The sequence below is a fragment of the Bacillus sp. (in: firmicutes) genome, from assembly GCA_012842745.1.
Taxonomy (GTDB): domain Bacteria; phylum Bacillota; class Bacilli; order Bacillales; family Bacillaceae_J; genus Schinkia.
Genome location: DUSF01000059.1, coordinates 1 through 25,429, shown reverse-complemented (window position 1 = coordinate 25,429; position 25,429 = coordinate 1). Strand labels below are relative to the sequence as shown.

At 39.7% G+C, this 25,429-nt stretch carries 24 protein-coding genes; all 24 read right to left on the bottom strand.

Annotation, left to right across the window (positions count from 1 at the left end; translation table 11 throughout):
* Positions 1–369: 369 nt before the first annotated feature.
* Entirely contained in the window at positions 370–1,371 is a 1,002-nt protein-coding gene (locus GX497_17730; protein HHY75020.1) for a rod shape-determining protein, read from the bottom strand.
* A 138-nt stretch (positions 1,372–1,509) separates the two neighbouring features.
* Positions 1,510–1,800 (bottom strand): sporulation transcriptional regulator SpoIIID, encoded by a 291-nt coding sequence (gene spoIIID / locus GX497_17725; GenBank protein ID HHY75019.1) that lies wholly within the window; start codon positions 1,798–1,800, stop codon positions 1,510–1,512.
* Positions 1,801–1,995: 195 nt separating this feature from the next.
* Positions 1,996–2,658 carry a 3'-5' exonuclease gene (locus tag GX497_17720; GenBank protein HHY75018.1) on the bottom strand — a complete coding sequence of 221 codons (663 nt, stop codon included), beginning with the start codon at positions 2,656–2,658 and terminating at the stop codon, positions 1,996–1,998.
* 16 nt (positions 2,659–2,674) lie between these two features.
* Positions 2,675–4,594, bottom strand: a complete 1,920-nt coding sequence (locus GX497_17715; GenBank protein ID HHY75017.1) for a cyclic nucleotide-binding/CBS domain-containing protein — start codon at positions 4,592–4,594, stop codon at positions 2,675–2,677.
* A 108-nt stretch (positions 4,595–4,702) separates the two neighbouring features.
* On the bottom strand, positions 4,703–6,238 hold the full coding sequence (actP, locus tag GX497_17710; protein ID HHY75016.1) for a cation/acetate symporter ActP: 1,536 nt from the start codon (positions 6,236–6,238) through the stop codon (positions 4,703–4,705).
* Between the two features lie 27 nt (positions 6,239–6,265).
* Entirely contained in the window at positions 6,266–6,595 is a 330-nt protein-coding gene (locus GX497_17705) for a DUF485 domain-containing protein (protein ID HHY75015.1), read from the bottom strand.
* A 584-nt stretch (positions 6,596–7,179) separates the two neighbouring features.
* Positions 7,180–8,082 carry a M23 family metallopeptidase gene (locus GX497_17700; protein ID HHY75014.1) on the bottom strand — a complete coding sequence of 301 codons (903 nt, stop codon included), beginning with the start codon at positions 8,080–8,082 and terminating at the stop codon, positions 7,180–7,182.
* A 692-nt stretch (positions 8,083–8,774) separates the two neighbouring features.
* A complete protein-coding gene (gene spoIID / locus GX497_17695; GenBank protein ID HHY75013.1) occupies positions 8,775–9,818 on the bottom strand; it encodes a stage II sporulation protein D in 1,044 nt (347 codons plus the stop codon).
* Between the two features lie 117 nt (positions 9,819–9,935).
* Positions 9,936–11,246 carry a UDP-N-acetylglucosamine 1-carboxyvinyltransferase gene (murA, locus tag GX497_17690; GenBank protein HHY75012.1) on the bottom strand — a complete coding sequence of 437 codons (1,311 nt, stop codon included), beginning with the start codon at positions 11,244–11,246 and terminating at the stop codon, positions 9,936–9,938.
* Between the two features lie 31 nt (positions 11,247–11,277).
* On the bottom strand, positions 11,278–12,054 hold the full coding sequence (locus tag GX497_17685; GenBank protein ID HHY75011.1) for a YwmB family TATA-box binding protein: 777 nt from the start codon (positions 12,052–12,054) through the stop codon (positions 11,278–11,280).
* A gap of 357 nt (positions 12,055–12,411) precedes the next feature.
* Positions 12,412–12,645 carry a DUF1146 domain-containing protein gene (locus GX497_17680; GenBank protein HHY75010.1) on the bottom strand — a complete coding sequence of 78 codons (234 nt, stop codon included), beginning with the start codon at positions 12,643–12,645 and terminating at the stop codon, positions 12,412–12,414.
* Between the two features lie 241 nt (positions 12,646–12,886).
* Positions 12,887–14,407, bottom strand: coding sequence for an NADH-quinone oxidoreductase subunit NuoN (nuoN, locus tag GX497_17675; GenBank protein ID HHY75009.1), 1,521 nt, complete (start codon positions 14,405–14,407; stop codon positions 12,887–12,889).
* A gap of 6 nt (positions 14,408–14,413) precedes the next feature.
* Positions 14,414–15,922: an NADH-quinone oxidoreductase subunit M gene (locus GX497_17670; GenBank protein ID HHY75008.1), complete on the bottom strand. Its 1,509-nt coding sequence runs from the start codon at positions 15,920–15,922 to the stop codon at positions 14,414–14,416.
* A complete protein-coding gene (gene nuoL, locus GX497_17665; GenBank protein ID HHY75007.1) occupies positions 15,919–17,787 on the bottom strand; it encodes an NADH-quinone oxidoreductase subunit L in 1,869 nt (622 codons plus the stop codon). Before nuoL ends, GX497_17670 begins: the two co-directional genes overlap by 4 nt.
* Positions 17,788–17,833: 46 nt before the next feature.
* Positions 17,834–18,148 (bottom strand): NADH-quinone oxidoreductase subunit NuoK, encoded by a 315-nt coding sequence (gene nuoK, locus GX497_17660; GenBank protein ID HHY75006.1) that lies wholly within the window; start codon positions 18,146–18,148, stop codon positions 17,834–17,836.
* The gene (locus GX497_17655; protein ID HHY75005.1) at positions 18,141–18,656 is read right to left on the bottom strand and encodes an NADH-quinone oxidoreductase subunit J; all 516 of its coding nucleotides are present in this window, start codon (positions 18,654–18,656) and stop codon (positions 18,141–18,143) included. The genes nuoK and GX497_17655 overlap by 8 nt, the downstream gene beginning before the upstream one ends.
* Entirely contained in the window at positions 18,653–19,072 is a 420-nt protein-coding gene (nuoI, locus tag GX497_17650; GenBank protein ID HHY75004.1) for an NADH-quinone oxidoreductase subunit NuoI, read from the bottom strand. The genes GX497_17655 and nuoI overlap by 4 nt, the downstream gene beginning before the upstream one ends.
* Positions 19,073–19,084: 12 nt before the next feature.
* Positions 19,085–20,089 carry an NADH-quinone oxidoreductase subunit NuoH gene (gene nuoH, locus GX497_17645; GenBank protein ID HHY75003.1) on the bottom strand — a complete coding sequence of 335 codons (1,005 nt, stop codon included), beginning with the start codon at positions 20,087–20,089 and terminating at the stop codon, positions 19,085–19,087.
* Complete coding sequence (locus tag GX497_17640) at positions 20,089–21,192, bottom strand: NADH-quinone oxidoreductase subunit D (protein HHY75002.1); 1,104 nt, start codon at positions 21,190–21,192, stop codon at positions 20,089–20,091. The genes nuoH and GX497_17640 overlap by 1 nt, the downstream gene beginning before the upstream one ends.
* A 3-nt stretch (positions 21,193–21,195) precedes the next feature.
* Positions 21,196–22,407, bottom strand: coding sequence for an NADH-quinone oxidoreductase subunit C (locus GX497_17635; protein HHY75001.1), 1,212 nt, complete (start codon positions 22,405–22,407; stop codon positions 21,196–21,198).
* A gap of 3 nt (positions 22,408–22,410) precedes the next feature.
* The gene (locus tag GX497_17630; GenBank protein ID HHY75000.1) at positions 22,411–22,926 is read right to left on the bottom strand and encodes an NADH-quinone oxidoreductase subunit B; all 516 of its coding nucleotides are present in this window, start codon (positions 22,924–22,926) and stop codon (positions 22,411–22,413) included.
* Positions 22,917–23,291 carry an NADH-quinone oxidoreductase subunit A gene (locus tag GX497_17625; GenBank protein HHY74999.1) on the bottom strand — a complete coding sequence of 125 codons (375 nt, stop codon included), beginning with the start codon at positions 23,289–23,291 and terminating at the stop codon, positions 22,917–22,919. Before GX497_17625 ends, GX497_17630 begins: the two co-directional genes overlap by 10 nt.
* Before the next feature lie 300 nt (positions 23,292–23,591).
* On the bottom strand, positions 23,592–23,996 hold the full coding sequence (locus GX497_17620) for a F0F1 ATP synthase subunit epsilon (protein HHY74998.1): 405 nt from the start codon (positions 23,994–23,996) through the stop codon (positions 23,592–23,594).
* Between the two features lie 159 nt (positions 23,997–24,155).
* Positions 24,156–25,429 (bottom strand): F0F1 ATP synthase subunit beta (atpD, locus tag GX497_17615; protein ID HHY74997.1); only part of this gene is annotated, 1,274 nt, incomplete at its 5' end.

Genomic DNA, 25,429 nt, shown 5'->3' with positions numbered 1-25,429 from the left:
ATCTTTTCATCCTTTTCGGTCACTAGAACACCAGCCTAGTGACCAAGGTTACCTGTTTTCTCCCTTTTCGGTTACTAGGACGCCGCCCTAGTGACCGGAACTATAGATTTGCTCACTTTTCGGGCACTAGAACACTGATTTTTGCGGGGCAGAAGAACCGTCCAATATTACTGAAAAAGCAGCCTCCATAATGTGATTTTTTTCAAATATATGGCAATCGGACAATAAGTTGCCTAAACTCGACAATAAATGACTCTTATTGGACAATAAAAGTGGTTCTAGGACAATAAGTTTGAAATGGCTCAATTTTTTTCAGTAGTCTCGAACCGTTCCCTGTGCTCCCCATCCTATATCCTTCATATGGCTAGTTTAGCCCCATCTTCTACTTGGAAGCTTGTCAATATTGTCAAGCATGATGCCTGTTCCAACTGCCACGCAATCCATTGGGTTTTCGGCAATTAATACTGGCACTTTTAGTTCTTCCGCTAGCAGTTGGTCAATGCCGTGGAGCAGTGCGCCGCCCCCAGTTAGAATAACACCGCGATCAATGATATCTGCAGAAAGCTCTGGCGGTGTGCGTTCTAGAACGCTTTTCGAAGCTTGTACAATCATTGACACTGGCTCATGCAATGCTTGTTCAATTTCCTCGGAATAAACAGTGATTGTACGTGGTAGACCAGATACCATATCACGACCACGAATATCGATTTCCTCGTTACGTGCACCTGGAAATACAGTTGCTACATGGATTTTGATATCTTCTGATGTTCTTTCACCGATTAGCAGCTTGTATTGTCTTTTAATATAATTAAGTATTTCTACATCAAACTTGTCCCCTGCCATTTTAATAGAAGAGGCGGTGACAATATCGCCCATTGAAAGCACGGCAACATCTGTTGTTCCACCGCCAATATCTACAACCATGTTTCCACTTGGCTGAAAGATATCCATTCCTGCACCAATTGCAGCAACCTTCGGTTCCTCTTCAAGATATATCTTTTTACCACCGCTTTTTTCAGCTGCTTCTTTGATTGCCTTTCTTTCAACCGAAGTTGTATTCGTTGGGCAGCAAATCAACATCCTTGGCTTCGCAAAAAGTCCTTTTACATTGATTTTTTCAATAAAATACTTTAGCATTGATTCGGTTACGTCAAAGTCAGCAATGACTCCATCCTTTAATGGACGAATAGCAACAATATTTCCAGGTGTACGACCTACCATACGTCTTGCTTCTTCACCAACTGCTAATGCACGACCTGTGTTACGGTCAATTGCCACAACAGATGGCTCATTTAAAACAATTCCTTTTCCCTTCATATGAATTAGCACATTAGCTGTTCCTAAATCGATTCCGATATCCCTAGCAATCATCAATTCCATATCCTCCTTAAACCATTTCAAATCTATGGTCCGCTTCTTTATCTCTAATAACATATTGTATCATATTTGCATAGGGCTCGTCATTTTTTGTGAAAAAATTTCGACAGGTATTTGTTTGTAATAATAACGTCATCTAACCTGAACTTCAGTACTATCTGTCTCTCTATCGGTTTTATCGGATTTATACTTCAATTTTGTAGCTTCACCACCTCGTAAGTGTCGAATAGATTTATGGTAATCGAGGATTTCTTTTACTTCATTTGCTAGCTCGGGATTAATGTCAGGCAGTCGTTCCGTCAAATCCTTATGGACCGTACTTTTGGAAACGCCAAATTCCTTCGCAATGACGCGAACTGTCTTCTTCGTCTCCACGATATACTTGCCAATCTTGATAGTACGCTCTTTGATGTAATCGTGCACACTACTCGCCTCCCTAAATTGGATGTGAGAAGTGAAATGAGACTCACTTTATGCGCTCACCTCAAACACTCTCTAAACACTAGTTTGTATATGTTTATTAGGGAGCAAGGGCTAATATGCTAAAAAGTCAAGAGGGACAAGGGACAAAAAAAATACCCGTTTGGCTAACGGGTTTTGTTCATTCGCTTAAATTTTTTAAAATGAGATTGATTTTGCATCAGCATCTGTACACTGTAATAAGTCACCCCATGTTTTGTAACCGCGGTCGATGAACTGCTGCAAAAGTTCACTAAAGAGGTAAGCGGTTGTGAGCGCATCACCTATCGCTGAGTGTCTTTCGTATATCCGGGTGCCAAATGCCATTGCATATCTTTCTAAATCACGCATATCCCAAGACGGACTTAAGAATCCGATTACGTTCAATGTATCAATAAGCTTAGGCTTTTTAAAGCCATGCTTGGCACGCCTAATTTCTTGTCTGAGTACCATTTCGTCAAAAGCAACATAGTGCCCAACTAAAGCAGAGCTTTCATTTCTTCCAATAAAATCAAAGTAAGCGGTAATGGCTTCCATAGACTCTGGAGCATATTTTACTTTTTCCTCGGTAATACCAGTCAGTTCCGTGATAATCGGTGGGATGTCTCGGTTTGGTTTGACATATGTTTGGAATGTATTTTTTTCTAACACTTCATATCCCTTCATATGAACGGCACCAATTTCAATTAATCTGTCAGTTGTCGCAACTTGAAAGCCAGTTGTTTCGGTGTCGAAAATTGTAAACGAAACATCTTTGATTGGTGTTGATAATGGCAGTGTATCGTTCAATGGACATGACATTGATTTTTTTAACCAGAACAATCATTTTCCCCCCCTTTTACAATTTCGATAAAAGGTAAAATTGTAATTCACGAACAGCTTTTAACATATTTATTAGTTCATCTTTCTCCCAGCTATGTAGCGCTGATAATTCGATTTCCGTTGTGATACTTTCCCCATTTAAATGTTTTTCCCACGACATTTTTATCCTGGTTTTCAGCGCTACCTCATATGCAAATAGTAAATCATCGGAGAATCCCTCATAAACTGCGTTTCTTTTCACGAGCCCGTTTAAGAGTTCAAGAGAAGTTCCATCGATGATACCGTACTGCGCTCCTAAAACCTGCATGCAATGATGTAGTGGAAATAATGCATGCTTTTTAATATCAATCACTTGTTTCTTTGCTTTGAAGCGGCCTAAAAACGATTGGTCAATTTGCGGAACTAATTTTTCCCGCTCCTGCTGGGCCATGTAATAAATAAATGTTTTTGAAACCTCCAATTTGTACCGAACCATCTCAACAAACTGTTCGTTCAGAGAATCGTCACCGTACAAAAAGCGGAATGATAAAAAGTTCTGTCCTAATAATATTTGCTCATCAGTCGTTTTTAATGCCCATCGGCGCAATCTTTCCTGCCACTCGGACACAGATCCGCGCCAATCTGGGTTATTCGACATCATTTTTCCTTTACATAATGAATAGCCAGCCTGCTCAAGATGTCCGACAATTTCCTCACCTAAAAGTGAGAAGTATTCATCAACTTTTTGCTTATCGTTCGGGTTAGCATCTGCATAGACTAGGAAATGATCTTGGTCAGTGAGCATAAACTGCTCTCCTCTTGCGCCACTACCCATTAAGTACCAAGAAAACGGTACTGGCGGCTTGCCTTTCCCTTGCTTTTTCATCGATTCGACTGCTAAACTTACACAATGTCGAACGAGGCGGTCGTAAAGCTTTGTAATAATCTCAAGGGTATGAATCGTTGAGATTTCATCTTGTATTAAATTTGAAAGAACATTATAAATAGCGTTTTTGACCGTTGGCAAGCTTGCAAATGAGGCCTCTTCAATTTTCTTTAAAATTGCCATTTGTCCCCGGTTTTTCTTTTCAAGTAAGTCCGAAAGAGTGACAAGTCCCACTACCCGCTCTTCGTCTACTACCGGCAAATGTTTTACACTATTTGTAAAAAATGCTGTTAATGCTTCGTAATAAAAGGCATCGCGCGTAATTGTAAATGGTTTTGGTGTCATTACATCTTTTGCTTGAAGCTGACGCGTACTATTTTCTGATTGAGCGGCAACGCGGCGAACGATATCTGTGTCTGTAATAATCCCTAATAGCTTTTCGTTATCATCGACGACAACGATTGAGCCTATTGAGTTTTCTACCATTTTTTTCGCTGTTGATTGAACGGTTTCATTCTCGCTTATTGAAACGACTGGCTCACTCATCAAGTCTTGAACACGACGGACAAATGCCTCGCTTTCGCCCCAATCGCTTGCCAGTTTTACTTGTTCTGCTAGTGATGAATAAATATCTCTCAGCCTGACCGCTACTTTTCTTAGCACGAAGTCACGGACATGCTCATCATTCCATCTTTTTTCCAAAACAGTATAAGGAATTTTCAAGCAGTGCAAATCCTCTACCGCTTCTACTTGAACGGTTAGAAGACGTGCATGGTCATCTGGCTCACCTAAAAAACTTGCTAAACCAGAAAAGCCAATCATTTCTTCAGGCTGCAAAATTTCGAGGATTTCTTTTTTTCCGTTTTCCCCAATAAAGACTTCAGCCACCCCGTTTAAAATCAAAAGCAAACCTTCGCGGTGGGTTTTGCCATAGAGCACTTTCTCCGCTTTTTGATAAAAACTTAACTCACAATCTTCCATTAATTTAGTGAATTGGTCATGAGGTGTACCGGAAAATAGTGGATGTTTATGCACTTGTTCATATAGCTCTACTTTGTTATGAACATTCATTGGGAACACCACCCTATTCATCTGAATATTACAGTTCAAAAAGAAAACCCTCATCCATTCATAAGTTATGAAAGAGGGTTTTCAGTTTACTATTTTATTAATTTAATATTAGCCGATTTCTCTGTAACCAGTTTGCGCTTTAAATGTAACTTCCGCGTATTTCTTCTCATCACGCTCAGAAGAAACTAATGTACCGATAATCGCTGCTATGAATCCAATTGGCACTGAAACAATAGCAGGGTTTGTTAATGGGAAAATTGGATTTCCAGTAAGTAGTGTTGCGCCTTCAACTGGGCTCATAACACTTGGGCTGATAGCAACTAGTACAAGTGCTGAAACAAGACCAGCTACCATTGACCATACTGCGCCTGATGTATTAAATCTCTTCCAGTAGATTGTAAATAAAATCGTCGGTAAGTTTGCTGACGCTGCGACACAGAATGCAAGCGAAACTAGGAACGCAACGTTCATTTTTTCTGCACCAAGAGCAATGATGATTGAGAATACTGAAATTGATAGAGATGCAATACGTGCTGCTTTAACTTGTTCTTTTTCAGTTACTTTACCTTTTTTGATAATTTGTCCGTAAAGGTCATGGGCAACAGCTGATGCTCCAGATAATACTAGTCCGGCAACAACCGCTAGAATTGTCGCAAAAGCTACCGCTGAAACGAATGATTCTAGGATATCTCCACCTAGTACACCCGCTAACATCGGTGCGGCCATATTTCCAGCTGCGTTTTCAGCGATAATCGCATCTGCGCCAACGAATTTCGCTGCACCAAAGCCTAGGAAAACAGTTAATACGTAGAAAATTCCGATAATCCATGTTGCGTAAATTACAGAAGAACGTGCTGTTTTTGCATCTTTAACTGTAAAGAAACGCATTAAGATGTGTGGTAAACCTGCAGTACCTAAAACAAGGGCAATAAGTACAGAGATTAAATCCAGTGGATTTTTGTATTTAACACCTGAGTGTAAATACGCTTCGCCATGTTGTGTTGCTTGTGACATTTCATTGAACATACCAACAATGCTAAAGTCGAATTTCATAAATACTAGGAAAGAAATTACGACTGTTCCAGCCATAAGAAGGATTGCTTTAATAATTTGCACCCAGCTTGTAGCCGTCATTCCACCGAATAATACATAAGTTGTCATCATAATACCAACAATAATTACGGCGATATGATAATCAATACCAAGTAAAAGTTTAATAAGTGCGCCTGCTCCAACTAGCTGTGCAAGCATATAGAACATTACGATTGTAAGTGTATTAAATGCCGCTGCACCACGGACTTTAGGAGCTGAAAAACGTGCTGCAATCATGTCAGCCATCGTAAACTTTCCAAGGTTACGTAATGGTTCTGCAACTAGGAATAATACGACTAAATAGGCAACAAGCCAACCAACACTATAGTAAAATCCATCATAACCTACTAATGAAATTGCTCCTGCAATACCTAAGAATGATGCCGCTGATAAATAGTCTCCGGCAATGGCCATACCATTTTGCCAACCTGTTAACGATCCCCCTGCAGTGTAGAACTCACTAGCAGTTGATGTTCGTTTTGCTGCCCAATAAGTTACGACTAATGTCAATGCTATTACTGATACAAATATTGCGACTGATACAAAACCCAATGCAAACCCCCCTTTAAATTTCCCTTATTAGAGTATGTTTTTAGAAATGATTTCTTCAGCGTCTTTATCGAAGCTTCCAGACTTTTTAATATAGATTGTTGCGAACAACCATGTCATTACAAACATTGCGAAGGAATAAATCCATGTCCATGTAATCCAGCCTATTGCTTTTGTCTCAAGGACATGTGTATAACCTGTTAATATTGGCAACAAGAAGTATGCTGCAAAAAAGATGATTACATATGGCGTCATAAATGTATTTTTGCTCTTAACTAACGCAAGAAATTCTGGCGTTTGTACTAATTTTTCATAATCAACGCTGCCTGTGCGCGTTTCTTTACGAGCAGTATTACTCATCATCTCAACCCCTTTTTAATATTTTAATTTAAATTTTGTAATACCCCTTAACTTGCTCCCGCAATAAAAAACTTTCAATTTTTAACCCCTTTGTTTTCTCACCCCCTTAAAGGTAGTCCAATATTTTAACATTTAGGTAATGCCTTCCCCAACAGTTCTCTATCTACCACTATCTGTCAAGCAAGTTTTTGTAAGGAATATATGTGTAAGCGTATTCAGCTATACTTAAAAAGTCACCATTTTTAAAGCGCGTTGTCATTAGTAATATTTCGAAAATTCTTATATTCGTATTATTCCAGAATATAGAGGTTATCGTCAAGTATTTTTTTGCAATTTTATTATATTTTTTTGTCGAATTATATATTGACATGTTTTTATAATATTCCACCTTGTAAAGATTACGGCTGTTTTTGCGGCGTTTGGAATACCTTTTTTGTATACTATTCCCAACTCGTTAACTATATATTTTTTATATTACTATGTTTTCGTTGTGAATTGACATTCCAATTTTTTGATACATTGAGCATGCACATAAAAAGACCTTGAAGATTGACGAATCTCTCCAAGGTCTTTACGTAATTTAATTAAGCTTTTGACATGCTAGCTGAAGCATCTTGATCAGTTTTTTCTCCTGCTGGCTCGTCCTTTTGATTAGGCTCGTCAGCTTGTCCTTTTCCAGATTGTTCAGGCTGATCATCTTTGTTAGATGAATCTGTTGCACCTTTTTCTTGTAATTGTTTGCCAGACTCCTCTGTTTTGGCAGCGTTATTTTTCATCTTCGTTTCTACTGCTGAAAACGGCTTGTTGAAGAAAGCAACCGGATTTACAGGCTCATTGTTTTGACGAATTTCAAAATGGACATGAATACCTGCGTCTTTGTTATAAACACTAGTACCTGCTGTGCCAATGACATCGCCTTGATCGACTGCAACACCAGCTTCAACATGCATTTCTTCTAAGCTTTGGTAGAAAGTAGTTACACCATTTTCATGCTCGATTTCTACTACATTTCCTAGAATAGGATCGTTCTCTGCTCTAACAACTGTTCCACTTAATGAGGCAACAATGTCAAAGCTTTCGCCATTTTTTTGGGCGATATCGATACCAGTGCTAGGATAATACGTATTATTATAGAAAACGAGTGCGGCTTCTTGTTCTTCACTGGATGCATCGTAATCATAGAATTCCTTCTTAATGACAACTGATTTTTCATCCATTACAGGCATTTTGAAGTTTTCCTCCATTGCGTTGACCGGTACAGCTTCTTGGCTTGAATAATCTGTAATTTGATTATTTGCTACATTTTGGGCTTCTCCGGCTTCATTGTTTTTGCCGCCGAATAGACTGTTTGTGCTTCCTTGATACCAAAGGACTCCTGTTAAAATTAACGCTGCACTTGCAATGTAAACTGACGGTAACACCCATTTCTTTCTAATCATACGTTTCCATTTTGAATCTAGAGAAGTAATTTTTTCTTCCTCTCTCATTTATCATCACCTCAGCAACCAGTTTTAGCAATTTTGCTAGATTCTATACGTTGCTGAAAAAGTTTTTTTAGATTATTTTTCGACAAAGTGGGGGGAATTATGCATTGATTTTGGAATTTTTTTGAGTTTAGCGATGGACATCTGACTTATTGTCCATTGAAGGTTGGTTATTGTCGGGTAAGAAGCTTTTATTGTCCGATTGCCATATATTGCATTTTTCACTCGCTTACAATTCACTTGTCAGCCACCCTTCCAACTATAATTTAATATGCGGTATTTTGGGATGAGTTTTCATAAGGCGTCTAATTAATGCTTCTAATTTAAGAACTTTATACGGTATTTTTCTTTCTTTTACTATCAAATTATTTCAACCTCCATATGTGGTTTTCATTATATGTTTGATTCTGTATTTTTTTATAAATTCCTGCCCTGGATTTGATGTTTTTGTGACTTTTCGCTAACAAATAGGAATACAAAAGGGGACAATTTTTTATACAATTGTCCCCTTTTGCCTTAAATTTAATTTTATTGTCCGCAGGTGGACGTTTATTGTCCAGATTAGGATTCATATTGTCCGATAATCATTATATATTGTCCGGACTAGCTTGTTTATTGTCCGATTGCCAGTTATTAGGTAAATCACAATTAACTATACCCATTTATTGTAAGTTCAAGCTATTCTTTTACGTCGATTACCGCTTTACAACGAGCACATCCTTCAAGTAAGGGTCTGCACTTGTAATGGAGGTGCCTTGATAATAATGGGCAATGATATCTTTGAATGATTTTCCTTCAGTAGCCATGCCGTTCGCTCCGTATTGGCTCATACCGACGCCGTGGCCGTAGCCTTTTGTGGCGATAACAATATTGTTGCCTTGTTTTTTCCATGTGAAGTCGCTTGAGCGCAAGTCTAATTTTTCGCGAATTTCGCGACCATCGAAGGTCTTTTCATTGATTTTTACTGTAGCAACACGGTTTCCTTCTGTGCGTGAGATGATTTCTCCAATTATGTCTGATTTCACTTTTACCCCTAACTTCTTTTCGAAGTCAGCAATGGTCATGACAACTTGATCCTTGAATTTTGGCGATGATTGATCCCAAGGACTTTCGACACTGCGCAAATATGGGAATGAGTTTTTCCAGTAATCCTCGGAGTTTTCAGTATAGCCGTTGCTTGTTGAAAAAAACGAGGCGGTGATTGGCTCATTGTTATACGTTATGATTTGGCCTTTTGTCGCTTCCACCGCTTCTGTAATGCGGGCCATTTTCCAGTCATAGTTCGCCGCTCCCCAAGCGGCGCGGAGCTCTTCAGGACTTTTATAAACTTGATGAATGACGGTATCCGTTACAACCGCGCCCTCTGGAGCACCCATCGCTTCACTGCCTAATAATTGTCTTATAATATAAGTGCGCGCGGTTAGTGCTTGGGCCTTTAGAGCCTCTAGTTCAAACTCTGCTGGCATTTCAGAGGCTACGACCCCTTTTACGTATTCCTCTAACGGGATGTTATTAATTTGCTTTGATTTACTTCTATAGACAGCAACCTCAATAGCTTGTTCCTGTTTAGCAGCCTCATTTTGTTCAGATATTGTACCTGGTAATACTGAATTGAAAATTTCCTTCGAATGCAGCGTATGTTTTTCATGTGTAAAAGGCAATACTAATAAAGTTGGTATTAACAGAATGATTGCAAAAAGTGTAGTTCCAAGGATAACTAGTGGTTTGATTCGTAACATTGTTTCATCCATCCTCCATTGTAGTTGCTATATAACTAAGTTATGGAGATGGACAAGCAAATAGAACACTTTTTTGGGGACTTAAAAAGGGACAAGGTGCCTGTCCCCTTGTCCCAATTAAGCTAAATTTGATCGAATAGGTAAAATATTTGTTGGCTTCGTGATTGTTTCTTCATTAATTCTTTCAATTTCTGCGCCGAGGCTGGCTAACTTTTCTGTAAATTTGAAATAGCCCCGGTCTAAGTGATGTAGCTCAACCACACGTGTATATCCTTCAGAAACAAGGCCAGCAAGTATTAGAGCTGCTGCTGCGCGAAGATCTGTTGCAGCTACCTCCGCCCCTTGAAGATTAGCAGGGCCATTTATGATTGCCGAGCGTCCCTCAATTTTTATATCACTATTCATGCGACGAAATTCTTCAACATGCATATATCGATTTTCAAAAACAGTTTCTGTAATCATACTTGTTCCTTCAGCTCGCAATAAGAGTGCCATCATTTGCGACTGCATATCTGTAGGAAATCCTGGATATGGCATCGTTTTTAAATCGACAGCTTTCAGTCGTTCAGGCCCGATTACACGGATTCCATCTTCTTTTTCTTCAAAACGAACGCCCATTTCTTCCATTTTTGCAATTAAAGCTGTTAAGTGTTCGGGAACAGCACCCTTCACGATAATATCGCCCTCTGTAATTGCTGCTGCAATCATAAATGTCCCTGCTTCGACACGATCAGGTATGATGGTGTGGTGAGCGCCCCTCAGCTTATTTACGCCTTCAATACGAATAGTACCTGTACCAGCACCTCGCACTTTCGCACCCATTGCATTTAGGAAGTTTGCTAAATCAACAATTTCCGGCTCTTTTGCTACGTTTTCAATCGTTGTTGTACCTTCAGCAAGGACTGCCGCCATCATAATATTCTCTGTTGCACCTACGCTTGGAAAGTCTAAATATATTTTTGCACCACGAAGGCGACCATTCACTTTTGCTTCAAGAAAGCCGTTGCCTACTTGAACGGTTGCTCCCATTGCTTCGAAGCCTTTTAAATGTTGGTCGATTGGTCGAGAACCGATGGCACATCCGCCAGGCAATGCAACACGAGCATGACCCACGCGGGCCAACAACGGTCCCATCACAAGCACAGAAGCGCGCATTTTACGTACGTATTCAAAGGGAGCTTCTGTCTTTAAGGCTCTTGTAGCATCCACTTGAATCATGTTATCGGAAAAATTAATCTCTGTGTTTAATAAACGTAAAACCTCATTAATTGTGTAAACATCTGCAAGAGAAGGGACATCATAAATATAACTTTTTCCTTCACTAGCGAGTAAACTTGCTGCGATGACAGGCAGTACAGCATTTTTGGCGCCTTCTACTTTAACAGTGCCAGATAACCGCCTACCACCACGGACGATGATTTTATCCAAGGTATTCCCCTCCGCGTCCATTATCTATATATTAATATTCAGATGTGATGATGGGTGTGCCAATTACGACTGTAGTTGCACCGCCCAATCCAGACTTGCGTAAAGCTATTTGTATATTCATTTCCTTATTCTTCTCTGGTATGCTATTCTTCCAATTTTCAGTATATGCGGATATAGAGACAAATGCCTCTTCTTGTAGTGACTCGATTGGATTCGCGGAAAAATCCTTTAGGATGTTAAGGGCTTGATTATACAAAACACCTTCCATCTTACCACCAGATTGCCCATTAGCACAAGAGAAAATTTGCGGGTTTTTGTCGAACATTGTACTAATTTTTGAAAGAAATAGTGCGCTTTGTCGAAGCCAACGTTCATGATTCCATGTTTGTCCATGAATGACATATATAAGATACGTTTTAAGTTGATCTTTATGGGGGTAGGCGACATAAATTATTTGTTCTTTTTCAGTTTTGTCTTTTGTGTTGTCTCTGTTGTCGTTCGTTCCAACTGTTTTATAAACGCCATTTTCGCTTGTTTGGGCCCATGTGAAGGATGGATTTTTCTTCTTTAGGTCTTCAATCTTTGCCTCATATTTTTGTTGATTTGTAAAAGAAGAGCTGCTCTCGCGCGCATAGATTGTCCATTCTTTTACTTCAATTTCATGTTTTTCCATCACTTCAATCATTTCCTGTAGCTGCTCGGTTGCTGTTGCGTCAATAACTTGACTGCTTCCATGGCCTTTTATTTGAATTTGAAAAAACATCATCATAACCATAAAAGTTAGCAGGACAAAAATTGGTTTATTCATTTCCAAGCTCTCCTTCTCCCGTGTATGGTGGCACTTGCCTTACCATGCCACTGTTTTATCTCTTTTTCGTTTTGCCGCCTACATCATTGTATAATTACAGTGTTGCCACATAATGAGGTAACATACGTGGAAGAAGTCGTCAGTTATCGACATGAATATTTTGAGTAGTGATAGGAAAACCTTTCGTTAGGTACTTTGAATTTTCAACCGCTTTTCATACCTTAATATACTATGAGATTGATAGGATATTATGAGAGGAAAAAAATATACGGACACTGGTTCCGTTATTGTGTGAAATTACAGGCTCTTTTCGGTAGTTTTTCTCAAATAACGGATTCAATGTCCGGCAAAAAGTAGCTAAAATAGAAACTGAAGCTGCCGAGCCCAAAGAAGATAATTCAAAAAGAAATTGCTGACTGCTGACCCGATTGCAATCGTTAATAAAATCATTAATACTTTTGCATGCCCCGCCTTACTAGGCTTAATTAATAAATCGATCCTTAGCCCCATTAATGTCCACCATGTAATTGCGAAAAAAAATAGGTGTACAATTATACTAATAGCTGCTTCTTGACTATAATTTGCAAACATAATGCCTATTTCCACCTCTTTCAAATTATTTCCCGGAAAAGTTTTACTTCATATTGTCCAGATGCACTAGTTTATTGTCCATGTGGCAATTTTATTGTCCGAAAACGATCATTTATTGTCCACATTCAACCACTTATTGTCCGATTACCATTAACCACCAATTTGCAACCGAAGTATAGATACATATATATGTAAAAGAGACTCACGGGGACGTGAGTCTCTTTCTCTTTCCATTCAGTTATTACATCCCAAGCACGCTGTAGAAGAAGTCGAATGCTATGTTTGGTGCAATTCCGAATAGAATTGTACCAACAACACATAATGCCACAACTACCATGACACCGCTTGGTAGTTTAATCTTCATCGGCTCCTGTTCATCAACTGGTGCAACCATAAACATCTGCTTCATGACACCGAAGTAGTAGAAGTATGAGATGACGGTTGTTGCCATCATAATGCTGACTAATACCAAGTGGCCTGGGAATGGTCCCATCGCCGTGATTGGTCCTAGAGCACCGATGAAGATGTTCAATTTACCGATGAATCCTGCTGTACCTGGGATTCCTGCCAATGATAATAGGAAGATTCCCATTGCTACAGCGACAATTGGTGCGCGTTTATACAAGCCAGCAAAGCTTGAGATTTCCTCGCTACCCATCTTGTCAGTAACAACTTGTAAAATCGCAAACATCCCTAAGTTCATTAACAAGTATGCTACTAAATAGAACCAAATTCCTTCAAGCCATAGTGGTGATAAGGAAATAAAAGGAACTAATAAGTAGCCAGCATGCGCAATACTTGAATAAGCAAACAGACGCTTAATGTTTTTCTGCCTTAAAGCAATCGTATTACCGACAATCATTGTAAGCACTGCTAAAACAGCAATGATTGGCTTCATTGACCATAACAAGTTATAGTCCCCTTCAGCAAGTCCTGGTGTGCTGTGGAATGTTGTAAGGAAAATGCGGATGATAATGACAAATCCAGCTGTTTTCGATACAACACTTAGGAATGCTGTTACAGGTGTTGGCGAGCCTTGATATACATCTGGTGCCCACATTTGATATGGCACTGTTGCAATTTTAAATGACAAACCAACAAATGTAATAATAAACGCTAGGCCGACTAAATTTAATAAATCACTACCATACATATTTGCCGTAGCCATGCCAATTTCATAAATATTCGTCGAGCCTGTTAAGCCGTAAAGATAACTGAAACCAAACAGGATGAATGCCGTTGAAATAGCCCCGTTTACGATATACTTCATCGCAGCTTCGTTTGACTGTAAATTATTCTTGCGTAATCCAGCCATGATGTAGGAAGAAATAGAGAGCAATTCAAGGCCAATAAATAGCGTTATTAAATCTGTACTTGAAGCCATGTACATGGCACCTAATAATGCTGCTAGTATAAGATAGAAAAATTCACCGCGATAATGGATACCGTCTTTTGGCTCGTAATTGATGCCCATTAATAAGACAAACGCTGTTCCCACTAAGAAAATGAATTTAAAGATAGTTGAAAATTGATCAAATACATACGTACCGAATAAAATATCAGCCGGCTCTTGGCCAATTTGACCAATGAGTATGACTAAAGCAATGATAATGCCGGCAATTCCGAGCCAGCCTAATACATTGCGGTTTTTCTTTTTATCCATAAACAAATCAATGAGCGATAAAAGGATAGCTGTACCAAGAATCACGTATTCTGGAGCCATAAGTCCCCAATTATAGCTTAACAATGTCTCTAGATCCATATCAGCTTACCCCCCTATCCCTATCATAATTGTTTCAAGTGTCATCGCAATTGCACTTGTTAGAATATTAGGGTAGACACCGATTAAAGTAATAAATGCCAACAATACGATGACTGGAACATACTCAACTGAGCGCATATCTGAAATCCCTGTAAGACGAGTGCTTGCCTGGCCGAATGTAATACCTAATACTGCTCTTAAAAGGTAAGCAGCTGTTAAAATAATACCTAAACATCCGACTGCCGCAACGACTGGCATTGCTTTAAATAAGCCTAAAAAGGCTGTAAATTCACTGATGAACCCTGACATTCCCGGCAAGCCAAGAGAAGCCATTGCACCTGCTAAGAAAAATCCAGCTGCCACAGGCATACCTTTTGCTAAGCCACCAAGAGAATCAAGCACTGTTGTACCTGTCCGTTCATACATAATACCAACGATGAAGAACAATAATGCTGAGATTAAACCATGGGAGATAACTTGGAATATCGCACCTTGAACACCTTCTACGTTCATTGCACCTAAACCAATTAAAACAATCCCCATATGTGAAATACTTGAGTAAGCAAGTACCTTTTTGAAATCTGTTTGGACCAACGCTAAAAATGCGCCGTACAACAAATTGACAACACCAAGTACTGCAATGAATACTGCTAAACGTCCAAACTCAGCTGGGAACAGGTTCAAACCGAATGTGATTAAACCGTATGCCCCAATTTTCAGCAAAATCCCTGAGTGAATCATAACTGTTGGAATAGGCGCCTCTGCATGGACTGTTAACACCCATGAATGCAAAGGGAAAATCGGAAGCTTTACCCCAAAAGCAATCAATAAGGCAATTAGAACACCCATTTTGAAAGCTGGCGTAATTCCTACGCTTGCAAGTACCATTGGATCTGCTGCCATAATTGTTTTTAACTCTTCAATATTGGCAGTTCCTGTTTTGGCAAACAGCAACGAAAAGACGATTAGCAAAACTGCTGATCCAAAGCCGTTATAGATTAAGAAATTATACGCTGCTTTTATTCTTTCTTCGTAACCCCACTTACCAACTAAGAAGAATGTTGGGATTAAGGTAATTTCAAAGAAAATAAAGAATAATACTGTGTTTTGTGCTGCAAACACCCCAAGCATTCCAAGTTCAAGAAGAAGAAACAGCATGAAAAAACCTTTCCATTCCTTCTTAATGTAAATAGAAGCAATAGAAGCAAGTGTTGCCACAACAGTTGTTAATAAAAGCAATACTAGAGATAACCCATTTACACCTAATTCATAATTAATAATGAACGGGAAATCCCCACCTAAGTTAAAGGAAATCCAATCAACCTTCTCAAGAAGCTGAATACCTTTTGCATTAAAATCAAATTTACTGTAAGCAACAAATGATAGTAATAACGGCAACAATGTTGCAACAAATCCCATCATTTTAATTGCTTTTTCATTCGTTTTAGGCATGAACGCTAAAACGATAATTCCGAGCAGGGGAGAAAAAACTAACATTGATAGTAGACTACTCATCCAAAATACCCCCCTGTCAACGCAATGATCACAACTAGAACGGCGATACCAAAGAAGGCAACTGTTCCATAAGTCTGGATTTGACCATCTTGAAGCTTAGCACCTGCTCGCCCAATTCCTTGAACTAAAGCAGCAACTCCTTTTACAATGCCGCCAACGATATAAGTATCAACGATTTGTAAAAGATAACCAAACGCGCGTGTTCCAAGTACTACTGTAGAATGATAAATTTCATCGATGTAGTACTTATTGTATAGCAGCTTGTACCAAGCAGGAAACGGCTTAACAAGCCAATCGCGTGATAAAATTTTTGCACCGTACATTAAATATGCTAAAAGAATCCCTGCTAATGAAACCCCTGTTGCTACGAACATAATCCAGCCTGGACCTTCAACATGAGCATGTCCGAAGCTGTGTGTACCTTCTGTTAACCAATCTCCCAAAAATGTGCCAAACCATGGTGTATTCACATAACCTGAGACAACCGCTAAAATTCCTAAGATAATCATCGGGAACGTCATCACACCTGGTGATTCATGAGCATGCTTCTGTTCTCCTCGTGCTTCCCCCGTAAACACTAAGAAGAATAAGCGGAACATGTAAAACGCTGTGAAAAATGCAGCAGCAACAGCTAACCAGAATACACCGTAACGACCATCTGCCCATGCTGCAATTAAAATTTCATCTTTACTAAAGAAGCCTGATAGTAATGGGAATCCACTAATTGCCAATGTTCCAATTAAAAATAATGGAGCAGTTAGCTTCATTTTTTTCCATAATCCACCCATTTCTTCAATATCCTGTGTATGAACAGCGTGAATGACAGAACCCGCTGCTAGGAACAATAACGCTTTAAAGAAAGCGTGTGTCATTAAGTGGAACACACTAGCTACATAACTAGCAGACCCTAAAGCAAGCATCATATAACCTAATTGGCTGACAGTTGAATAAGCTAAAACGCGCTTAATATCTCTTTGTACTAATCCAATTGATGCTGCGAAAATTGCCGTAATTCCACCGACAACTGCAACAGTTGTCATTGCAGTCGGACTAGCAGAGAATAACGGGAATAATGATGCAACTAAATACACCCCTGCTGCAACCATTGTAGCAGCGTGGATTAAAGCTGAAACTGGTGTCGGACCTTCCATCGCATCCGGCAACCATGTATGAAGTGGAAACTGACCAGACTTTCCAACAGCTCCAATGAAAATTAAAATCGCTGTTAACGTAATCCATCCTGTAGAAATTGTTCCATTTTCAACGGCAGCGAAAATCTCTGCATATTCAAAGCTTCCAACTTGCCAGAATAATAAAATCATCCCGATAAATAAACCGACGTCACCGATACGTGTTACAATGAACGCCTTCTTAGCCGCCGCTCTTGCTTCTTCCTTGAAAAAGTAGAAACCAATTAATAAGAACGACCCTAAACCGACAAGCTCCCAGAAAATATAAACTTGCAGGAGATTCGGTGAAATTACTAATGATAGCATTGCAAATGTAAATAATCCTAGATAGCTGTAAAACACAGGGATACGCTCATCGCCATGCATGTATCCTTTCGAATACATATGTACTAGGAAACTTACTAGTGAAACGATAAATAACATTAACGCATTTAATTGATTGACTTCGAAACCAGCTGTTAAGCTAGTATCACCAATTGTAAGCCACGTTCCCTCAATCTTCACATTTTCCCCATTGAGGCGCTCAAAAAGCACCATGATCGAAAGTAAGAGGGAGGCTAATGTTGCTAACATACCCACATAGGCACTGCTTTCTTTTAAACTTCGACCAAAAATGACAAGAAGTACGAAAGAAAGAAGTGGAAACAGTGGGATCAGCCATGCATATTCCATCATCTTATCACAATCCCCTTCCAGACTCACAGGTAAGTGAGACTTTCTCCTATTTTTTCATTATGTTCATTTCATCAATATTAACTGTTCTACGGTTGCGATGTAAGGCAATCAAGATCGCTAAACCAACGGCTACTTCAGCTGCTGCTACAGTTATCGTAAATAATGAAAAAACTTGACCTGTGATACTTGGATTTACCCCATACTTACTAAAAGCTACAAGATTTAAATTAACTGCATTCAGCATTAATTCAATTGAAATTAAAACGATCACGGTATTTCTTTTTGTTAGAGCACCAAACAAACCGATACAAAATAGGACTAGTGCTAGTACAAGGTAGACGGATATAGGAACACTACTCATGAGCTTCGCCCTCCTTGTCGTCCTTTTTCGAAAGAATAATCGCACCGATTAACGCTACGAGCAATAATACTGAAACTAATTCAAATGGAATAATATATTTTGAATATAATTCCGTACCAATTTGCAATACATTATTTTCATGTAGGTTGAGCGCTTGTTCGCCTAATGTTAAGTCATTAATTGAGAAATACATAACAAGGAAGAAACCGATAATTCCAGCTGTTACAAAAACTGTTTTCAATAAGCCAGGTTTCTTCACTTCTTCGTCATTATGCTTCGTTAACATAATTCCAAAGAGCATAATAATCGTAACCGCACCGGAGTATATTAATACTTGAACAATCGCTACAAATTCAGCTGACAGTGTAACATACAAACCGGCTAGTGCAAGAAAGGTGAATACCAGTGCAACAACCATGTGGACCACCTTTGTAAGGTTTAACATTAGAACCCCGCCAGCAATCGCAATAAGGGCGAGGATAAAAAACGCTAACAGTTCTCCACTCATGGCTTATTCACCTCTCTTATATTCTCGTCATTTTCATCCAAATAATTTAAATCTTTATATAAATCATCGCGGCTATATTCCGCTAACTCAAAGTTATTTGTCATGATGATCGCTTCAGTCGGACAAACTTCCGTACACAAATCACATAAAATACAAATTTCGAAATTGATTGTATAGGTGTCAATAATTTTTCCCTTTTTGCTTGGATCCGGGTGCTTTTTCCCTGTCAGTTTAATACAATCTGTCGGACAAATTGCCGCACATTGATTACAGACGATACATTTTTCAGGGTAAAATTTTTGAATACCGCGAAAACGATCAGGCAAGGCCAATGGCTCATTTGGGTAATCATATGTTACCGGCTTTTTCGTTAATTCCTTCAGGGTATAACCTAAGCCTTTTAATACGCCCTTCATGCTTTCACCCCTTTAGAAAAATAATTCTTTAATAAATGCTGATAAAAATAGGTTGGCTAATGCAACTGGTAATAATACTTTCCAAGCGAATTCCATCAATGTATCAGCTTTAAGACGCGGGAATGTCGCACGGAACCAAATAAAGATATAAACGACTGCACTGAACTTAAGTGCAAACCAGACAGCCCCTGGAATAAAGCCAAGGCCCGGAATTGGGTTCCAGCCGCCTAGGAATAATACTGTCATTAGCGCTGCCATTGCAAATAAATACACATATTCTGATAGCATAAAGAAGGCCATACGGAAGCCTGAGTACTCTGTATGATAACCTGCAACAAGCTCTGACTCTGATTCTGGCAAGTCAAACGGAATACGAGCAAGTTCTGCATTAGCAGAAATGAAAAATACTAAAAATCCGATTGGCTGCATAAGAATAAAGGCCCAGTTTTGTTGAGCAGCAACAATATCATTTAAATTCATACTGCCCGTAAATAGAATGACACCTAGCACTGACATAACAAGTGGGATTTCATATGAAATCATCTGTGCCCCAGCACGCATCCCACCTAATAAAGAGTATTTACTGTTAGATGACCATGCAGCCATGACGACACCAACAATTGAAATACCAGAAACGGCTACATAATAAAGGACGCCAACACCAATGTCAGCAAACTGATATTTATCTGTAAACGGAATCGTTGCAATAACCATGAAAGATGGTACGAATGCAATAATTGGTGCAAGAATAAATAACGGTTTATCAACAGCTTTTGGGATAATATCCTCTTTAAGTAGTAGTTTAAGAACGTCTGCTACTGTTTGTAATAAACCCCAGCGTCCCCCTAGTTTGTTCGGACCTATACGTGATTGCATAAAGGCTAGTACTTTTCTTTCTGCTAAAATACAATAAGCAACAAAGGCCAAGATTATCGTAAATAACAATAATGCTGCTAACAGAAAGTAGATCCCAAAGTTCAAAAGGCCTGGAGGTGATTGTAAAATTGATTGCATCATTATCCATCAACCTCCCCTAATACGATATCAAAGCTAGCTAAAATTGCCACCATATCTGAAATATTTTGACCTTCAACAAGCTTTTTAAAGATTTGTAGATTGTAAAAGCTTGGCCTACGGAATTTCAAACGGTATGGCTCTTTTTTACCATCGCTGTAAATATAACAGCCTATTTCACCGCGGGCACCTTCAATGCGTGTAAACGCCTCACCTACTGGAGCTTTAATAATCCTTGGAACTTTACCGATGAAGTCTCCATCCTTCGGGAATTGTTCACATGCTTGCTCAACGATTTTCAGACATTCCATAACTTCAAGCATGCGACACATATAACGGTCAAAAACATCCCCGTTTTCACCAACCGGTACTTCGAAATCAAAACGGTCATAAATTGAGTATGGTTCATCTTTGCGAAGATCCCATTTTATGCCTGTACTGCGAAGGTTTGTACCACTTAAAGAATAAGCAAGGGCATCTTCTTTCGAAATGACACCAACACCTTTTACACGGGATAAGAAAATTTCATTTCCAGTTACTAGATCGTGATAGCCTTTTGCTTTTTCACGCATATATGGAATGAACTCTTTCACTTTTTCAATCCAGCCGTCTGGTGCATCCCATTTTACCCCACCAACACGCATATAATTAAAAGTAATGCGCGCACCGCATAATTCATTCAATAAGTTGAGAATCATTTCACGTTCACGAACAGCATACATGAAAGGACTTGTCGCACCTAAATCCATTAGAAAAGTACCAAACGCGATTAAGTGGCTGGCAACTCTGCCGAGCTCCATTGCAATTATGCGTAAGTACTCCGCTTTTTCAGGAATTTCTAAGCCCATCATTGTTTCAACTGTATGAACAACTGTATAGTTATTCGTCATCGCTGACAAGTAATCCATTCTATCCGTGTATGGAATAATTTGTGTATATTGTAAGTCTTCTGCTAGCTTCTCCGTTCCGCGATGCAAGTAACCGATTACAGGTGTAGCTTCTTTAATAATTTCACCATCTAGCTTTAAGATAACCCGGAATACTCCATGTGTACTTGGATGCTGAGGACCAACGTTGAGTAGCAATTCTTCTATTTTATAAGTCATTTGCTACACCTCCACATCATACTGCTCGTAGTCTTTACGAAGTGGGTGTCCAACCCAATCGTCTGTAAGCATGATTCTAGTTAAGTTTGGATGGTTCGTATAGCTAATTCCCAAAAGATCATACGATTCTCTTTCAGGCCAATCAGCGCCAGGCCATAGTGGCGTTAAAGAGTCGATTTCTGGGTTGTTCCGATCAATTTTTACTTTTAATGCAACAGATTGGCGATTTTTATAAGAGTATAGATGATTGTAAACTTCCATATGTGTTTCGAAATCTGAGCCATGATGCTCTGATAAATAATCAAAGCCAAGCTGTTCGTTATATTTTAGAAATTCGGCTATTTTAAAATAGTTTTGCGGCTTTGCAACCAATGTTGGCACGTCTAGAGAAAGCTTGTTTATGTAAGCAGCTTCTAGGACGTCATCACCAAGATGGTCTTTTATCACCTTAATATATTTATCCAAATACGGTTGATTTGGAGACGGCGTTTCTGGTGCTGCTTCAACGCCCGCATCAGCTCCTGCGCCTTCTGATTTTGCTTTTGCAAGCGCAGCGGCTTTTGCTTTCGCTGCGGCGATTGCCTTCGCCTTATCATCACTAGCTCCAGCTGTTGCACCGCCTGCTGCTTTTGCCTTTGCGGCTGCAGCTGCGGCAGCTTTTGCTTTTGCTGCGGCAATTGCCTTCGCTTTCTCATCATCACCAGCTGTTACACCGCCAGCTTCAGATGTCGTGCCCCCAGCAGCCTTCGCTTTTGCTGCTGCCGCAGCTTTTGCTTTCGCTGCCGCGGCTGCCTTTGCCTTAGCGGCGGCAATCGCTTTTGCTTTGTCATCAGTGCCTTCTGGAAGAGCTGTTGCACCTTCGGCTTGTAAAGCCGCTGCAGCCCCTGCTGAAGCTGCCTTTTCTGCATCGTCAGCGTCTGGTCCAGCTGCTGCAAGAGCCGCTGCTCCAGCATCACTATCTTCTGTAGCTTCTGCTCCCCCTTGCTGTTTCGCAAGTGCCGCTGCCTTTGCCTTAGCTGCCGCAGCAGCTTTAGCCTTCGCGGCAGCAGCCGCCTTCGCTTTTGCATCCGCGCCTGCTGGCTCCGTTGCTGATGGAGCTGAATCAGTAGTATTAGCTTGTCCTGCACCTTGCTTTTCAGCCATTTTTCTTAATGCTGCTGCTTTTGCTTTTTCGGCAGCTTCTTTCTTCAATTGCTCTAAATCCTTCTCACTCATTTGTTACATCACCCGCTTTCCAGTCTTCGCTTCAAGGCGGATTTTTTCCTCCAATTTATGCAAACCATAAAGTAAAGCAGCTGGATTTGGAGGGCAGCCTGGAATATAAACGTCAACAGGCACGATTTGGTCCACACCTTTTACAACTGCGTAGGATTTCACATAAGGACCCCCAGCTGTTGCACAAACTCCCATCGCAATGACCCACTTTGGCTCTGCCATTTGATCATAAAGACGACGTAAGATTGGCGCCATTTTCTTCGTAACCGTTCCTGCAACAATCATACAATCGGCATGACGCGGTGATGCACGGAATACCTCTTTACCAATACGAGAGATATCAAAATGTGCACCACCTGCTGCCATCATTTCTATTGCACAACATGCTAGCCCGAAAGTCATTGGCCAAATCGAGCCTCTGCGAGCCCAAGCTTTAATTTCTTCAACTGTTGTTAAAAAAACGTTACGATTAAACTCTTCTTGTTCTTCCGGTGTAATATCCTCTAATTTTAAGTCCACTTTAACACCTTCTTTTTCCATGCATAAATTAAACCGATGGTAAGCATTGCAACGAAAATTACCATTTCAATTAATGCAAAGATGCCTAATTTATCATAGGCAACTGCCCATGGATATAAAAAGACCGTCTCCACATCAAAAATAACAAACATTAAGGCAAAGATATAATAACGAACATTAAATTGCACCCTAGCTTCGTGAAAAGGTTCGAGACCGCTTTCATAGGTTGTGTACTTTTCTGTTGAAGGCTTAAAAGGTCTTAAAAATCGTCCGAGCGTTAACGCTCCAACTGGTAGTATAATACCCAATAACAGAAAAACAACTACAATTAAATAATTGTTTTGGTACAGCAGTAAACTGTCCATACCATCCCCCCCAAATCGGTATTTTCTAAATTTTAATGCCGACACTATTATAGCAAATACGTATAATTGTGTCGACAAACGTTCATAAATATCGCAAAAAAACATGAAAAATAATTTGGATATGTTGACATTTGTTCTTTTCTATGATTAAGTCTGTATCTTTTATCACATTTTTATTTAAAATAATCGACAATTTCGCAAATAAAATTATTCCACGGTAACAAACGTTTTTAAACTTACATACATAAAAAAATAAACCTAAAGAAAGATCCAATTGAACCCTCTTTAGGTTTTTTTGTACTAAGAACGTCCGCCGACATTCAAACGGTTAATAGCACGCTTTAAGGCAAATTCAGCACGTTTAAAATCAACATCGTCTGATTTTGCTTGTTGCATGCGACGTTCGGCACGCTCTTTTGCTGCACGTGCACGATCAACATCGATTTCTGATGCTAGTTCAGCTGCTTGGGCTAAAATAGTCACTTTATCAGGTCTTACTTCAACGAAGCCACCGCTAACAGCAACTTGTTCAGTTGTGTTGCCATTCTTTAGGCGAACAGCACTAATGGCTAATGGGGCTACTAACGGAATATGACCTGGTAAAATACCAAGTTCACCGCTAATTGCTTTCACACTTACCATTTCCACATCTGATTCAACTACAGCGCCATCAGGAGTAACTACACTGACTTTTGTTGTCTTCATTAGATAACCTCCTATTCTAGAGGTGAGTTGTAAGATGTGAGAAATGAGATTCTCTCATTTCCCATTTCCCACTTCTAGAATCAAATGCGCCTTGGCGTATTTGTTGCCCAGATTTTTTCGAGCTTGCTCGAAAAACTTCCTTTGAAAATCTGAGGCATCTTAAGCCATTGCTTTTGCTTTTTCAACAACTTCTTCGATACGTCCAACTAGACGGAATGCATCTTCTGGAAGATCGTCATATTTTCCTTCAAGGATTTCCTTGAAGCCACGTACTGTTTCATTTACTGGGACATAAGAACCTGCTTGTCCAGTAAATTGTTCAGCAACGTGGAAGTTTTGTGACAAGAAGAATTGGATACGACGAGCACGTGATACGACTAGCTTATCTTCATCAGAAAGCTCATCCATACCTAGAATCGCAATAATATCCTGTAATTCTCTATATCTTTGTAATGTTTGCTGTACTTGACGAGCAACAGAATAGTGTTCTTCTCCAACAATTTCAGGTGCTAATGCACGTGAAGTTGATGCAAGTGGGTCCACCGCTGGATAAATACCCATCTCAGAAAGCTTACGCTCAAGGTTTGTTGTTGCATCTAAGTGAGCGAAAGTTGTCGCTGGAGCCGGGTCTGTATAGTCATCCGCTGGTACATAAATCGCTTGGATAGATGTAACTGAACCTACGTTAGTAGATGTGATACGTTCTTGTAATTGACCCATTTCAGTAGCAAGTGTTGGTTGGTAACCAACGGCAGATGGCATACGTCCAAGTAACGCAGACACCTCAGAACCTGCTTGTGTGAAACGGAAGATGTTATCAATAAAGAATAACACGTCTTGTCCTTGCTCATCACGGAAATATTCAGCCATTGTTAATCCTGTTAAAGCAACACGTTGACGTGCTCCAGGTGGCTCGTTCATCTGACCAAATACCATCGCTGTTTTCTTAATAACGCCAGAATCGCTCATTTCATGGTAAAGGTCGTTTCCTTCACGAGTACGCTCCCCTACACCAGCGAACACCGAGATACCACCGTGCTCTTGCGCGATGTTATTAATTAATTCCTGGATTAATACGGTTTTACCTACTCCGGCACCACCGAACAAACCAATCTTACCACCTTTGATATATGGAGCAAGAAGGTCTACTACTTTAATACCAGTCTCCAAAATTTCAACTTGTGTTGATAAATTTTCAAATGTTGGTGCTTGACGATGGATAGGATCTCTGCGAGCTTCTGCAGGAATCGGATCATTAAGATCGATTACTTCTCCTAATACGTTGAATACACGACCAAGTGTAACATCACCAACTGGTACTGAGATTGGTGCGCCTGTATCTACTGCTTCGATTCCGCGAATTAAACCGTCAGTAGAGTCCATCGCAACTGTACGTACTGTATCGTCACCAAGATGAAGGGCAACTTCTAAAG

What these genes read in the sequence shown, in the direction of transcription:
- GX497_17730 (HHY75020.1), bottom strand. Translation starts at nt 1,371, where the DNA reads ATGATTGCTAGGGATATCGGAATCGATTTAGGAACAGCTAATGTGCTA.
- GX497_17715 (HHY75017.1), bottom strand. Translation starts at nt 4,594, where the DNA reads ATGAATGTTCATAACAAAGTAGAGCTATATGAACAAGTGCATAAACAT.
- GX497_17705 (HHY75015.1), bottom strand. Translation starts at nt 6,595, where the DNA reads ATGAGTAATACTGCTCGTAAAGAAACGCGCACAGGCAGCGTTGATTAT.
- GX497_17700 (HHY75014.1), bottom strand. Translation starts at nt 8,082, where the DNA reads ATGAGAGAGGAAGAAAAAATTACTTCTCTAGATTCAAAATGGAAACGT.
- spoIID (HHY75013.1), bottom strand. Translation starts at nt 9,818, where the DNA reads ATGTTACGAATCAAACCACTAGTTATCCTTGGAACTACACTTTTTGCA.
- GX497_17685 (HHY75011.1), bottom strand. Translation starts at nt 12,054, where the DNA reads ATGAATAAACCAATTTTTGTCCTGCTAACTTTTATGGTTATGATGATG.
- GX497_17680 (HHY75010.1), bottom strand. Translation starts at nt 12,645, where the DNA reads ATGTTTGCAAATTATAGTCAAGAAGCAGCTATTAGTATAATTGTACAC.
- nuoN (HHY75009.1), bottom strand. Translation starts at nt 14,407, where the DNA reads ATGGATCTAGAGACATTGTTAAGCTATAATTGGGGACTTATGGCTCCA.
- GX497_17670 (HHY75008.1), bottom strand. Translation starts at nt 15,922, where the DNA reads ATGAGTAGTCTACTATCAATGTTAGTTTTTTCTCCCCTGCTCGGAATT.
- nuoL (HHY75007.1), bottom strand. Translation starts at nt 17,787, where the DNA reads ATGATGGAATATGCATGGCTGATCCCACTGTTTCCACTTCTTTCTTTC.
- nuoK (HHY75006.1), bottom strand. Translation starts at nt 18,148, where the DNA reads ATGAGTAGTGTTCCTATATCCGTCTACCTTGTACTAGCACTAGTCCTA.
- GX497_17655 (HHY75005.1), bottom strand. Translation starts at nt 18,656, where the DNA reads ATGAGTGGAGAACTGTTAGCGTTTTTTATCCTCGCCCTTATTGCGATT.
- nuoI (HHY75004.1), bottom strand. Translation starts at nt 19,072, where the DNA reads ATGAAGGGCGTATTAAAAGGCTTAGGTTATACCCTGAAGGAATTAACG.
- nuoH (HHY75003.1), bottom strand. Translation starts at nt 20,089, where the DNA reads ATGATGCAATCAATTTTACAATCACCTCCAGGCCTTTTGAACTTTGGG.
- GX497_17640 (HHY75002.1), bottom strand. Translation starts at nt 21,192, where the DNA reads ATGACTTATAAAATAGAAGAATTGCTACTCAACGTTGGTCCTCAGCAT.
- GX497_17635 (HHY75001.1), bottom strand. Translation starts at nt 22,407, where the DNA reads ATGAGTGAGAAGGATTTAGAGCAATTGAAGAAAGAAGCTGCCGAAAAA.
- GX497_17625 (HHY74999.1), bottom strand. Translation starts at nt 23,291, where the DNA reads ATGGACAGTTTACTGCTGTACCAAAACAATTATTTAATTGTAGTTGTT.
- GX497_17620 (HHY74998.1), bottom strand. Translation starts at nt 23,996, where the DNA reads ATGAAGACAACAAAAGTCAGTGTAGTTACTCCTGATGGCGCTGTAGTT.